The sequence below is a fragment of the Halostagnicola larsenii XH-48 genome (genome assembly GCF_000517625.1).
GTDB classification, from domain to species: domain Archaea; phylum Halobacteriota; class Halobacteria; order Halobacteriales; family Natrialbaceae; genus Halostagnicola; species Halostagnicola larsenii.
This window is the reverse complement of sequence record NZ_CP007055.1, coordinates 1454736-1467888: the sequence shown is the minus strand read 5'-3', so window position 1 is coordinate 1467888 and position 13153 is coordinate 1454736. Positions and strand designations below refer to the sequence as shown.

Genomic DNA, 13153 nt, shown 5'->3' with positions numbered 1-13153 from the left:
AGGCGAATGCCACGAGTGTTCTGAACCCCTGGTTTCCGTGTTCGCGAGGATCACTCATTCTCGAGCGACTTGCTCCCGAGGCGCTTTACTCGAGTCCCTCGAGTCGTGGCGGAGCGATCGGTTCGATCCCGTTTTCGTCGACGAACTCCCGGAGGAACGGCGCTCGGCTTTCGATTTCGGCCGGCGCGTGACTATCCGTTCCGAGGGTGAACTCCACGCCCCGGTCGCGTATCATCTCGAGGAGTCTCGGTCGGGGATGGACGAGCGCCCGTTCGCCCAACGCACGGCCGGCGTTGATCTCCGGAACCGTTCGAGACGCTTCGAGCGCCCGCACGATCCGGCGATACTGATCGACCGTCGCGCGCTCTGCCAGCGGTTCGGTTCGCTCGAACAGGTCGATGTGAGCCGCAACGTCGAACAGTTCCGACTCGAATAATTCGACGAGCGACTGGACGTACCGCTCGACGAGAGCGTCGAGTTGCGCATCCGATTCGTCGCTGAAGTGTGTCGGAACCTGAACGTTTCGCCCGGCCAGTTCGTGGACGCTCCCGATCGCGTAGTCGAAGTTCGCTTCCTCGAGAAAGGATCGAATCTCCGTTTCGTCCTCGGGGTGGTAGTCCATCTCGACCGCATCGTAGACGGAAATCTCGGTCTCGTCTCGCACTCGCTCGAGTGCACGACGGCGACGTTCGTACGTGAGGTCGAGATTGAATCCGTGAGTTGCTCGGGCCGACCGCGGACCGTCGCGGGCCGAAACGGTGCAGTGGTCGGCGAATCCGATCCCCTCGAGACCGGCGGATTCCGCGGCGCGAACCATTCGCAGGAGAAAGCTGCCGTCGGAGTAATTCGAGTGGAGGTGGAAGTCGTGCATACGACGACCATCGGCGGCTGCGTGTTAGTTCCTTCGCCGACGTACGCGATGCGGTCGACTCGATCGTCGATCCGGAACGGAAGGCGGCGTTCTCTCCCGCGGTCGAGACGAGCCGTCCGACACCGGTTCGCGCTGATCGAGACGCGTAGTCGGCTACACCAGTTCGCCCAGCGCCTCCATCGTCCGCTCGACGTCCTCGTCGGTCGCCCCGCGGACCGAACCGACTCGAACGGCGTCGACCCCGTCGATCGCGGCGTAGGATTCGACCCACTCGCGCACTTCGTCGGGCGTGCCTGCGGGGGCGAGTTCGTCGAGCAGTTCGTCGGGCAGCGCCGCGGCCATCGCCTCCGTGTCCCGTTCAGCCCAGGCGTCTCGAATAGCCGAGACCGCCGACTGATACCCCTGCTCGGCGACGGAGTCGCCGTAGTAGGGCCCGTACGCGCCGAGCATGAACGCGAGCGTCGAGCGCGCGAGCCGACGTGCTCGTTCGCGGTCTTCGGCGGCGATTCCCCGAACGATCGGGCTCACCCTGAGCTCCGAGCGGTCCTTCCCGGCGAGGTCGCCACCGCGCCCTAGGTCCTCGAGTCGTGTCTCGAGCCCGTCGGCCGTAAATAGCTGCGGTGCCCAGCCGTCGCCGAAGCGACCGGCCATCTCGGTCGCTTTGGGGCCCAGCGTGGCGACGTCTATCGGCGGCGGGTTCTCGAGCAGATCGCGTTCGTACTTCAGCCCGGCGATGTCGAAAATCTCGCCTTCGTAGGCGGGCGTTCCGTTCTCGTAGACCGCCCGGATGATCTCGATCGTTTCGCGCGTCCGGCGCAGCGGTCGATCGAACGCCTGTCCGTGCCAGCGTTCGGTGATCGCCGGCGAACTCGGTCCGAGTCCGATGCGGTAGCGCCCGGCGGAAACCTCCTGAAGCGTGAGGGCGGTCTGGGCCAGCATCGCCGGCGAGCGCCCGTAGGGGGAGACGACGTCGTTGGAGATGCCGATGTCGTTCGTCCGGTCGGCGACGAGCGTCAGCACCGGAACGATGTTCCACCCCGTCGTTTCACCCATCGTGACGCGACTGAATCCGAGCGCTTCCGCGTGTCGTGCGCGCTCGGCGACCGATTGGGGTGTGTCGTGAGAGTCGAGGCTCACGAGAAGATCGAGGTCGGCGTTCACAGTGCTGTCCTCCGGCCGGCGACCGCAGCGGTCATTGCCATTACATCTACCGGCGTGTTGAATCATTATAAACTTCTGCGTCGGGACACCGTCCTCCCGTCGGATCGTCGCGGAGAGCGATCGCCGGTCACCGTACGAGTGCCCTCGAGATCGAACGTCGCGACGATCGCCTCGTGGCGTTCTGAACCACGTGGAAACGTTGATATCTGTCGTGGTCAATGATAGCTTATGACGTACGATTGCTCGTTTCTCGCGGATCTGCCGCTCGAGGACGATCAGCGTTCGTTCGCAAAGAGCCGCCGCGAAACCCACGCTGCCGACTGGGGAACCGAGGATTCGACTCGCGCGGTCGTTCCCGATGCGGTCGTCTATCCGCACTCAACCGCCGACGTTTCGACGGTTCTCGCGGCGGCGACCGAGCGTGGCGTTCCCGTGACGCCCTACGCCGCCGGGACGGGACTCGAGGGCGGTGCCGTCCCCGCCGCGGCCGGAATCAGCCTCGATCTCACGGAGATGGACCGCGTCGTGGAGTACCGGCCCGAGGACTTTCAGATCGACGTCGAACCCGGAATCCTCGGATCGACGGTCAACGAGGCCGCTGGCGACGACGGACTCTTTTTCCCACCGCTGCCTTCCTCCGGCGACATTTCGACGATCGGCGGGATGATCGCCACCGACGCCAGCGGGATGCAGACCGTCAAGTACGGCGAGATAGCCGACTGGATACTCCGTCTCGAGGCCGTCCTCGCCGACGGAACCGTCATCGAAACCGGCTCGCGAGCGGTCAAAACCTCGAGCGGCTACAACCTGACGGACCTGCTGGTCGGGAGCGAGGGGACCCTCGGCGTGATCACCGAGGCGACGCTCGAACTCGCCGGCCGACCGGCGCAGGTCCGCGGCGGTCGAGCGATCTTCGGGGCGCTCGAGGACGCCACCAGCGCGGTTTCCGACGCCGTTCGAGCGGGCGTCGACGTCGCGAAAATCGAGGTCGTCGACGGGTTGAGCGCGAGGATGGCAAACGAGTACTTCGGGATGGACCTGCCCGACGCGCCGATGGTCTTCCTCGAGTTTCACGCGGATCACGGCGTCGGCGAGGAGATCGAATTCTGTCGGACGATCTTCGAGGAGCACGACGTTTTGCGGTTCGAAACGAGTCGCGACGACGAGATGGCCGACCTGTGGCAAGCCCGCCGCGAACTCGCCTACGCCGTCGTCTCATACGATCCCGACCTCGAGCCGATTCAGCCCGGCGACGTGACGGTTCCGATCAGTCGATACCCCGAAATCGTCCGGACGGCCAAACGTCTGGGCGCTGAACACGATCTGCTCGTCCCGTGTTACGGGCACGCCGGCGACGGTAACCTCCACTACACCGCGCTTGTCGATTACGACGACCCGGCCCACCTCGAGCGGTGCAAGGAGGTCTACTCGCGGGTCGTCGATCGGGCGATCGCCCTCGGCGGAACCGCGACGGGCGAACACGGCATCGGACTCGGCAAACGCGACTATCTCGAGGACGAACACGGCAGCCAAGCCGTGGACGCGATGAAAGCGATCAAGCGGACGTTCGACCCGGACGGGATTCTCAACCCCGGAAAGATATTCCCGGAACACACGGACCGCACCGAGGGACGAAGCCGGTGACGATCACCGCCGAAATTGGCTGCAGTATTATGGGTTTCTCCGTCGTTATTCGTGCTATGTCACTGTCACGACATGGGTCCGGCTTCGAGGCGACCGCTCGAGCGTACCTCTCGCAAGTCCATCCCGTGTTCATGTTGCCGCCCCTCGCCGCCTCCGTGTTCGGTGCGATTCTCGCCCGGGAGATCCATCCGGCGCTTGCGGCGGTCCACGTCCTCGCGATATTTTCGGCGGTGTACACCGCGCACGTTAAAGACGGCTACGTCGACTTCCACAAGCGTGGCGAGGACGACGATCACCCGCTCACGGATCGGGGCTGTCGGCTCGGCCTCGTCGCCTCCACGGCGGTGTTCGTCGGGTGTTGCGTGCTCCTGTGGCTGCTGGTCGGCCCGATAGCCGTCGCGCTCACCGCACCGACGTGGGTGATCGCGTACCACCACGCGCCCCAACTCGATACGAACCCCGTGACGGCGACGACCGGCTACCCGCTGGGTATCGCCCTCGCCATCCTCGGCGGCTTTTTCGTCCAGACCGCGACGCTCACTCCCGTCGTCGTCGCGTTCGCGCTCGTCTTCCTCACGCTTCTGTCGGGAATCAAGGTGATCGACGACTCGCAGGATTACGACTACGATCGCTCGATTCGAAAGCGAACCGTCGCCGTCGTGCTCGGTCCGAAACGCGCGACCGCCGTCGCGTACGGGCTGATACTGACGGCCCTGTTCGCCGTCGTCGGCTTCGCCGTCGCTCGAGTGTTTCCGCCGACCGCCGTCCTGGCTTCGCTCGCGTTCGGCGTCGTCGCGCTCTACGCTCGCCGAAGCGGGCCGGAACTCGCGACCATGCTCCTCGTTCGGGGTTCCTACGTCTTCCTCGCCGTCCTCGTGGCCGCGGTCTGGTTCGAACCCCTCGCCTCGCTCAGTTGAGGAGACGAGCAGACCGGTTAGAAGATGATACGTGATCCAGAGTGCAACGTTTGCGAGGCCGAACACGGTGAACAGGGAGCAGAATAAACGGGCGAGTCCGCTAGGACGCAGTCGAGACGATTTTGACGACGTCGCCCTCCTCGAGTTCGTGCGTGTCGGCGATCTCCCGGCTCGATTTCGCGTCGACGGCGTGGAGGTAACCGTCGCCGATATCGGAGTGGACCGCGTACGCGAGGTCGACCGGCGTCGAGCCGTCGGGCAACAAGAACGCGTCGGGCAACACGTTTCCGCTCCCGTCGGACCACTTCGAGGCGTCCTCGACGGGGTAGGCCGTGAAGTACTCGAGCAGGTCGTAAACCGCGTAGTTCAGCGCGCTCTGTACGCCGGTGCCGTCCCAATCCGCCATCGTCTCCGAAAGTTCCTCGAGCGCCTCTCGCTGCGCATCGCTTACGTCGTCGCCGATTTCGACCGTCTCGTCGCCGGGGTCGTACGCCGCGAGTCCGGCGTCGGCCGCCCGCCTGAGCGCGAGTTCGCCCTCCGCGGTCGTCGGAACGACGGGCTTGTCGAGGTCGAGCAGGCGCTCGACGTTCTCTTCTGGTGCGACATCGATCTTGTTGGCCGCGACGACGATCGGTTTCGTCCGCCGGCGAACGTCTCGAGCCAAGGCTTCCCGGTGTTCGTCGGTCCACTGGATGGGGTCTTCGGGGTACTCGAACTCTCGGAGGGTTCGGGCGACGTCAGTCGGCGTCGCGCCGAATCCCGTGAGCATGTCGGCGAGCGCGTCGTCGATGTCGAAGTCCGGAGACCGCGATTTGCGCTCGACGGACTCCCAGTTTCGGTCGACGATGTCAGCCAGCCAGAGGTCCATTTCCTCTTCGACGAAGTCGATGTCCTCGAGCGGGTCGTGCTCGCCGATGTCGACGGGTTCGCCCGTTTCGCTGGTGCCGCCCGACGCGTCGACCACGTTGACGATGACATCCGCGTTCGTCAGTTCGTCGAGGAACTGGTTGCCCAGTCCCTTGCCCTCGTGGGCACCCGGAACCAGCCCGGCGACGTCGAGCAGTTCGATCGGGACGTAGCGCTTGCCGTCCTCGCAGTTATCGCTCGTACAGCGTTCCTCGCGCTCGAGACACGGGCAGTCAGTACGAACGTAGCTCACGCCCCGGTTCGCGTCGATGGTCGTAAAGGGGTAGTTAGCGACGTCGACCTCCGCCATGGTCGCCGCGGTGTAGAACGTGGACTTGCCGGCGTTTGGCTTTCCGGCAAGCGCGATCGAGAGCATACCTACCCGTCGTTCGGTCCGGAAAACTGTCTTTCGGTTCGAGGAGTCAGGTGGCGCGGTTCGGCGGGCACCATCGCTGTTCGGGTCTAGCGGCACTCGTCGCTCTGTTCGACGGGCCGCGCTCGGCGCGCTTTGCTCGCCGGACGGACTGTGCTCGCCGTGCCTTGCTCACCGGTTGTGGCCGGATCGGGGCGCGGCAGGGTCGCGGTATCCATCCACCGACGACCCTTTCAGCTGAAGGCTCGAGACTCATCACCGCTGCTCGTGAACACCCAGGCATGCAGTACGAAGAATTCACCGGGGAGGTACAACACCGCGCCCAACTCGACTCTCGAGAGGCTGCACTGAGTATTTCGAGAGCGACGCTCACGACGCTCTCTGAGCGGATCCAACCCGGCGAGGCATCGAACCTAGCCGCACAGCTTCCGGACGAACTCGCTCGATTCCTCGAGCGGGTCGACGACGTGGAACGATTCGGCTTCGACGAGTTCGTCGACCGCGTCGACGACCGCGACGAGCTCGGCGAGGACGATCCGTCGGAAGCGGCGTTTCACGCGCAGGTCGTGGTCGATGTCCTCGCAGAGGCGGTCGAGGAAGGAGCGCTCGAGGACGTTCGCGCGCAACTCCCGGCGGACGACGGATACGACGCGCTCTTCGAAATCGCAGAGAGCGAAAAGAGTCCCGCCTAGCGGGCATTTTCGCGGAGCCTTTCGAAGGCTCACTCGAGGAATCGAGCCTGCGTGGTTCCGTCGGTCTCCGGCATCTTGCATCGATCTTTTTTCCCGAACCAGCGGTAGCGCCGATCCGCGACGAAATCGTACGCGAAATCCCGAAGCCGTCGCGGCAGGTAGTAAAGCGGCCACAGGAGTCGGTAGAAGCCACCGAGAAGCGTTGCGATTCGGATGACGGCTCCCGATTTCACGTAGGCGTCCTCGCCGTCGATCAACACCACGGACTCGAGTTCGTCCGTCGGCAGGTCGTGGTCGGCGAGCAGACGCTGGCCCACGTTCGACTGCAGCGACGCGAAGTAAAACCGCCCCTCGGAATCTCGAGGCAGGATAAACTGAACGAATTCGTTGCAGAGAGTACAGACGCCGTCGAAGAGCACGATCGGGCCGTCGTCTGGAATCTCCTCGCTCATTGGACGATAACGCTACGATTCGACCATAATTCAGGGTTTCGGTCACGAGCGCCGCCGCGAGCGCTCGAACAGCCCGTCGGATGCGACTCGAGGTACCAACCGAGTCCGGCGTTCGCTGAAAACCGCCCGAGAGCGCCTACAGTTCGATGGCCATCATGACCTCGTCGGCGTACTCGCCGTTGAGTTTGTAATGGTCCGCTCGGACGGCCTCCGTTTCCCAGTCGTGAGATTCGAGGAAGTCGATCGCCTCCTCGTTCACCGAGGGAACGCTCTGGTAGACTTTTTCGTAGCCGTTGGCTCCGGCCCACTCGAGTCCTCTCGAGAGCAGGTGTGCACCGAGTCCGTTGTTCCGGTACTCCTCGATGACGCCGACGGTTAGCTCTGCGGTGTGGCTCAATTTGTCCAGTTCCGGTGCGTTGAGATGGACCCACCCGACGACTTCGTTTTCGACCGTCGCGACGAAGAACATCCGCGATTCGATCTCGTTGTAGCGGAGCAACGCGCTTTCGTGGTCGATTGCGTCCGCGACGCTCTCGGCGACGATGTAGGTCTTCTCCTCGGCGACCTGTCGGATCGCCCCGACGATTCCGGACAGGTCTTCCTGTCTCGCCGGCCGGATGTGAAATTCGAATGCTTCGGTAACGTACTCCTCTCGAGCGCCCGCGTCGATCGTTACCCTGAGTTTGCCCGCTTCTGACTGGAGGCGACCGTCCCGCTTGAGGATGGCAACGTGGTGGCGAAACCCGCCAGGGTCGATACGAAGATCCTGACAGACGGCTTCGGGATCGACGGCCCCCTTTCGCTCGACGTACTCGTAGATGCGTTTGCGGTCCTCGTGTCCGAACTCGAGTTCTTCGCTGAAGGCCATGGTATGGTATTCCATCCCAAAATACTTAGTCCTTGGCTGCAAAACCCCTCGGCCAACTCCCTACTGGTCGCCGCGTTCGCAATCGGGCTACTCGCGTGTGCACACGCGAGTCTGCAGGAGTTCTCCGTAGCGTTCTACGCGCACCGATGGGTCAACCGTCGAGTGAACGCGTGCTGTTCGATGGTGGATGACGGTGAGTCCGCGTCCTCGACGGGCCCGGATCTCGAGCGCCGATCACGATCGGGCCGATAGCTGCTCGAAATCAACCCGTTTCGACCACCAGTGGCCGACGGTGACGGCTCCGACCGCAGCGAGCACGAGCAGGGTGAGCCACGTCGACGGCGAAAATCCGAACTCACGCGTAGTAATACCAGCAAGAATTATACAGAGGATCACAGTCGCTCCGTATCGACGGGGCCACGGATCCGGGTTCGATCGGAGCGGGTCGACCTCGAGGTAGGACTCGAGTTGCGTCGCCCGTTGACATCGCTCGATGATTCCGCGATTCTTGTCGTAGTCGACGATGTCGTGTTCGTCGAGTTTCGGAAGGTGTGTCTGGTACAACGAAATGTAGACACGCTGGCGCTCCGAGGAGGAAAGCGAGTCGATCGTCGTCCCCTGCTCCCAGGCGGCGACCTGTTCTGCGAGGTCGCGCAGTTCGATCGGGCCGTTACGACCCTGTAGATATCGAACCACGTCGCGGCGTCGACTGGTCTGTAAGAGGTGGAACGCGTCGTCTTTCGATACAGCCTCGAGACGTCCGTCCGCTTCGATCGGCGAAACCGTCTCGGTCGATTCGCGTCGTCGGAATTCGTTTTCGCCACCAACACCCATTGCTGTTGGTATTTGCAGGCACATCACATAAAACTGCAACTTGTCGGACCGTAATTCAGCCGTCAGTTGCGGAGCACCCGCTCGGTCGGTCTGAGGTGAAACACCCAGCGGACCCGTTTTACTGGATCCGACAGGGCTTGACAGTGGGTTGGGCCACACAGCCACGAGTGGCCATAAAACGCTGATTGAGCATGAGTGATCCACAGGGCACACAGGGGATGTACCCTTCGTCCGCGGCTGGGTACCGCGGTCCACCGGCACTCACAGGGATAGTTGGTAGCCAATACGTTGCATTCGGTCGTCGGATTCGCACCGACATGACTACTGTTGTACTGTCCAATATTAAAGCTAACTGTGCGGGCAATACCAAACTAGATCTGGGTGAAAGTGGCCATATGGTTAATTATATCTGGTGTATGAGCAAACACTGCCATAATTACGTTCAACCACAGGTAGAAGTTGGACGAGTCAGAAAGGGAGTCCGAGCGAGTCACCAATCGAGTGGCCGGAACAGCGACGATGTGCGCGTTTCGTCGCGCGCAAGCACACGTCGGCCTCATCCGCATCGAAAGTAGACGGTGGGAAGATAGGTAGATAGTGAGCGGATGGGCAGACAGTAGGGAGATGGATAGAAGGTGGACAGATGATCAGGGTACTGCGTGTCGACCGCATGTGAGCCCGCTCAGAACGGAGTATCAGGGGTCGAGCCCAACCGGTGCCATTCGATTGGACAGTTCGGCGCTCACCAGAGCCGAGTGACTCCGGCGTAACCGTTCGGAGAGCGCCTGATGTGAGATACCTAGCTCCGATGCCAGTTCCTCGAGCGTGACCTGCCGTGGAACGTCGAAATAGCCGAGTTCGTGTGCCTTCAGAATCGTCTCGTACTGGGTCTCCGTCAGCGGCGTCTGGCCGTTCGCCGGGTCGTCCATCGGGCTGACCCGTGTGACTGTGACCCCGAAGTCGTGTCGTTCGAACGACGAGTGACAGTCGGATACGTCCGCGCGTTCGTGAAAGAGCAACTTGATGGACCATCGCCCGTCCTGCCCGCTCGCCTCGAGAATCGCGCCGTCGTTCTCCGAGACGATCCGCTGGAACGTCTGTATCCCCTGATTGAACTCGAGTCGGAGCAACCATTGGCCGTCGCTCGCATCGTCCATCGACGCGATCACGTCGACGGATGGGTCCGCCTCGAGCGCTGATTCAACTCGCTCCCGGTCGGGTCCCGAAACGTAGACGAGCGGCGGTCCGTCGCCGATGAGACCGTTTATCAGAAACTCGAATGTCGGGACGCGATCGAACGTTTCAGCGAGTCCGAGGCGTTCGGCCGGCACTCCGAGTTCCACGACTGTAGTCATCATCGATATCCACCACAAACACGTATAGACGAATTGTGTTAGCGGTAGCCTTGCCCGCCACCATTTCAGACGGACAGTCCCGTTCCTGTGAGAGTCAATTTCGGGTAGTAGTCCCAACCGAAACGATTCGTGCAATCGACGGGAGGAGTCAGGTTCGTTAAGCCGACGAGAGCGGCCAGTTACGAAAGGTGGATCGGCCACCAGCAGTCGGCCCGCGATATGATCGCACACTTTGAATACCGCGAACACGCGCACGGAAAACGCAAAAAACAGATCGCACGCGCACAGGCAAGCCCGTCGTATTTGGCCGAACCTGCCGACTATCCGGGTACGATGTACGAGACCGTCTTGATTCCGACCGACGGAAGCGACGAGTCCCGGGCGGCCATCGATCACGGAATCGCGCTCGCGGACCAGCTCGGTGCGTCCGTTCACGGGATCTCGATCGTTCCCGAGGGCCCACACAGCGCGATGAAACGAGACGAACTTCGTGCCGAGCCAGAGGAGGAGGCCCGCGAATCTAACCAACTCGTCGAAACCGCCGCAGAACGTGCGGGTATCGACGTGACAACCGGCGTTCGCGAGGGCGTTCCGCAGGAAGCGATTCTCGAGTACGCAACGGAGATCGACGCCGATATGATCGTGATCGGGACCGTCGGGCGGACGGGACTCGACCACGTGTTGCTCGGCAGCGTGGCCGAAGAGGTCGTTCGTAATTCGCCCATCCCCGTCGTAACGGTTCGACCAACCGAGTGACTCGAGGAGGCATTATCGGCTTCGGCGTCGAAAGAGCGATCCGAACTGCTCATCGTCCTAGAAGGGATCTACAGACTGATATTCGGATGTTTATGTTGTTCGGTACCATCACACACGTTCGGCATCTCGTGAATTTTACCGAAAACTGCCGATAGAAGCGCCCACATCAACGTCAAGCGAATGACGGGCGTCTGGCTATCCGACTTCGAACCCGATACGTACGTGATGACATCCGATGATACACTGTCCCGACGACGGATGATTCAGTATACAGGTGCCGCCGCGGCGACCGCGCTCGTCGCTGGCTGTGGCAGTAGTGGCGGCGGTGACGATGGGGGTGGCGGCGATGGTGGTGGTGGTGGCGGCGATGGCGGCAGTGGGAACGGTGGTGGCGAGACTGACGTTTCAGCGTGGGAAGACGTCGAAGAAATCGAACTCGAGGGCCAGACCTCGGGCTGGGTCGGCGTCGCGCCCGATCCGATCGCCGACGAAGAGAACCCGACGTTGGTGCTTTTCAACGGTCAGGAGTACACGATTTCGTTCGAGAACACTGACGGGCAGGAACACAATCTGCAGATCCTCAACGGTGATGGCGACGTCGTCGACGACTACGAAACCGACAGCATTTCGAGCGAAGGCGAAACCGCGACGCTCGAGGGCGTCCAGGCCAGCGACGAGATGACGAACTACATCTGCGAACCCCACGAGAGCACGATGGACGGACAGATTCAGATCGAAGAGAACGGCGGCGGAGGCGGTGGCGGCGGCAGCGGTAACGAATCCGAGGACGGCAACGAGTCCGACGGCGAAATGGGCAACGAATCAGCGAGCGGAACGGGCAACGAATCGGATGGCGGTACCGACAACGAATCCGAAGACGGAATGGGCAACGAAAGCGACGGAAACGAATCCGAATAGTACCGAAGCCAGTTCGGTTCGGTATCGGTCGCAGTTGACGCACATTTTTTAGGATGGCTCGAGACAGAGACAGACCCCTCGCCGACGGACCGCCCGAACGCAAGAATAAGGCCGTTCCAGCGTGATCGGACAACGATGCACTTCGACCACGCAGGAATCGCGACCGACGATGCAGACTCTCTCGCCGCGCTGTACGCCGATTGCTTCGGCCTCGAGATCGCACACGAAGAGGAGTTCGACGGACTCCGCGTCGTCTTCCTCGAGTGCGGGTCGGGGTACTTCGAACTCCTCGAACCGATCGAGGAGGGAACGATCGCCCGATACCTCGAGACCCAAGGGTCCGGAATTCATCACCTCGCATTGGCAACTGACGATCTCGAGCGAGCGCTCGAGCGCACACGCGAGTACGATGTCACACTCATCGACGAGGAGCCACGGCCCGGCGCGTGGGGCCACTCGGTCGCGTTCCTCCATCCGTCGGATACGGGCGGTATTTTGATCGAACTCGTCGAACACTGAGGTGACGCCGATCGAAGACCGAGCTGGAGCAAACGAGATTCCACGGTCGCTTCTCGAGAAGCGACCGGCGAACCCGCTATCCGAAGTTCTCGATCAACGCATCGTCCGAGTCACCGCCCGCGTCGTCGATACTGTCGGCGACGGTCGTTACGAACTCACTAAACCCGAAAACGTAGAACTGCCCGTCATCGAGGTGGTCCGCTACCGTTTTTTCGAGCGCATCGGTGGCGTCCGCATCGACGATGCTAACCGGCGCACCGTCCGCCTCGAGCGCCTCGAGTCGGTCTCGATGAGCCGGCTGGTCGTCCTGGTAGACGACGGCGGCGTCCTTCCCGTTTTCGTGTGCGGCTTCGGCGATTGCGACCGCGGGGCCGACGCCGGGACCGCCCGCGACCGCGACGACATCGGTCGACCCGTCGTAGGTGATAGCTCCCATCGGCCCTTCGATGTGAACCGTCTCCCCGCCCTCGAGGTCTGCGAGCCACGGCGAGAGATCACCGTCGGGGTCGATACCGACCGTGATTTCAAACGTGTCGGCGGCCGTCGGCGACGAGAGCGTGTAGTGGCGTGCGAGTTCCTCACCGTCGGGTGCCGCCCGGAGGAGAACGAACTGTCCGGGCCGGGGGTCGAACGACGGGGGTGCCTCGAGTTCTATCGCGACCGTTCCGGGTCCGACGTCACGAACCGACTCGACGCGGACTGGAGTTCCATCCATGGTGGCGTGTTCGAGCGACGGTCGAAAAGTCGTTCCGTTCTCCGTCCAAAACCTTCACTACGATCGTCTACAATCCTGGCATGGAATCGGCCCGTAAACCGGGTTACCGGCAACATATCAGCCGCTCCTCTGGTTTGGCGGTTGGGGTTTCAGAAGGCTTTTCATTTGGTGG

The 13153-nt window shown here is 62.4% G+C and carries 14 protein-coding genes; 6 read left to right on the top strand and 8 right to left on the bottom strand.

Features of this window, described 5'->3' with window-relative positions:
* Positions 1-85 precede the first annotated feature (85 nt).
* Together HALLA_RS07525 and HALLA_RS07520 are read right to left on the bottom strand one after the other, a co-directional pair.
* Positions 86-871 carry a PHP domain-containing protein gene (locus HALLA_RS07525; protein ID WP_049952774.1) on the bottom strand — a complete coding sequence of 262 codons (786 nt, stop codon included), beginning with the start codon at positions 869-871 and terminating at the stop codon, positions 86-88.
* A gap of 153 nt (positions 872-1024) precedes the next feature.
* Complete coding sequence (locus HALLA_RS07520; RefSeq protein ID WP_049954033.1) at positions 1025-2032, bottom strand: TIGR04024 family LLM class F420-dependent oxidoreductase; 1008 nt, start codon at positions 2030-2032, stop codon at positions 1025-1027.
* A gap of 228 nt (positions 2033-2260) precedes the next feature.
* Between HALLA_RS07520 and HALLA_RS07515 the strand changes: the two genes are divergently transcribed.
* Together HALLA_RS07515 and HALLA_RS07510 are read left to right on the top strand one after the other, a co-directional pair.
* On the top strand, positions 2261-3676 hold the full coding sequence (locus HALLA_RS07515; RefSeq protein WP_049952773.1) for an FAD-binding oxidoreductase: 1416 nt from the start codon (positions 2261-2263) through the stop codon (positions 3674-3676).
* A 56-nt stretch (positions 3677-3732) separates the two neighbouring features.
* The gene (locus tag HALLA_RS07510; RefSeq protein WP_049952772.1) at positions 3733-4593 is read left to right on the top strand and encodes a UbiA family prenyltransferase; all 861 of its coding nucleotides are present in this window, start codon (positions 3733-3735) and stop codon (positions 4591-4593) included.
* Between the two features lie 100 nt (positions 4594-4693).
* On the opposite strand, the gene HALLA_RS07505 is transcribed toward HALLA_RS07510, so the two are convergent.
* The gene (locus tag HALLA_RS07505; protein WP_049952771.1) at positions 4694-5875 is read right to left on the bottom strand and encodes a redox-regulated ATPase YchF; all 1182 of its coding nucleotides are present in this window, start codon (positions 5873-5875) and stop codon (positions 4694-4696) included.
* 278 nt (positions 5876-6153) lie between these two features.
* Between HALLA_RS07505 and HALLA_RS07500 the strand changes: the two genes are divergently transcribed.
* On the top strand, positions 6154-6564 hold the full coding sequence (locus HALLA_RS07500) for a DUF2267 domain-containing protein (RefSeq protein WP_049952770.1): 411 nt from the start codon (positions 6154-6156) through the stop codon (positions 6562-6564).
* 29 nt (positions 6565-6593) lie between these two features.
* On the opposite strand, the gene HALLA_RS07495 is transcribed toward HALLA_RS07500, so the two are convergent.
* From HALLA_RS07495 to HALLA_RS07480, 4 genes are all read right to left on the bottom strand, one after another.
* On the bottom strand, positions 6594-7016 hold the full coding sequence (locus tag HALLA_RS07495) for a thiol-disulfide oxidoreductase DCC family protein (RefSeq protein WP_049952769.1): 423 nt from the start codon (positions 7014-7016) through the stop codon (positions 6594-6596).
* Positions 7017-7152: 136 nt separating this feature from the next.
* Positions 7153-7884, bottom strand: a complete 732-nt coding sequence (locus tag HALLA_RS07490; RefSeq protein ID WP_049954032.1) for a GNAT family N-acetyltransferase — start codon at positions 7882-7884, stop codon at positions 7153-7155.
* 234 nt (positions 7885-8118) lie between these two features.
* Positions 8119-8718, bottom strand: coding sequence for a DUF7344 domain-containing protein (locus HALLA_RS21220; protein ID WP_174887894.1), 600 nt, complete (start codon positions 8716-8718; stop codon positions 8119-8121).
* 695 nt (positions 8719-9413) lie between these two features.
* Positions 9414-10073: a helix-turn-helix domain-containing protein gene (locus HALLA_RS07480; RefSeq protein ID WP_049952768.1), complete on the bottom strand. Its 660-nt coding sequence runs from the start codon at positions 10071-10073 to the stop codon at positions 9414-9416.
* A 219-nt stretch (positions 10074-10292) separates the two neighbouring features.
* Here HALLA_RS07480 and HALLA_RS07475 point away from each other — a divergent pair, with 219 nt between their 5' ends.
* From HALLA_RS07475 to mce, 3 genes are all read left to right on the top strand, one after another.
* Positions 10293-10829, top strand: coding sequence for a universal stress protein (locus HALLA_RS07475; RefSeq protein WP_339325740.1), 537 nt, complete (start codon positions 10293-10295; stop codon positions 10827-10829).
* A 225-nt stretch (positions 10830-11054) separates the two neighbouring features.
* Positions 11055-11747: a cupredoxin domain-containing protein gene (locus tag HALLA_RS20580; RefSeq protein ID WP_049954029.1), complete on the top strand. Its 693-nt coding sequence runs from the start codon at positions 11055-11057 to the stop codon at positions 11745-11747.
* A 135-nt stretch (positions 11748-11882) separates the two neighbouring features.
* Positions 11883-12266, top strand: coding sequence for a methylmalonyl-CoA epimerase (gene mce / locus HALLA_RS07465; protein WP_049952767.1), 384 nt, complete (start codon positions 11883-11885; stop codon positions 12264-12266).
* A 76-nt stretch (positions 12267-12342) separates the two neighbouring features.
* Here mce and HALLA_RS07460 read toward each other — a convergent pair whose 3' ends face one another.
* Positions 12343-12981: a ferredoxin--NADP reductase gene (locus HALLA_RS07460; protein ID WP_049952766.1), complete on the bottom strand. Its 639-nt coding sequence runs from the start codon at positions 12979-12981 to the stop codon at positions 12343-12345.
* Between the last annotated feature and the right edge of the window lie 172 nt (positions 12982-13153).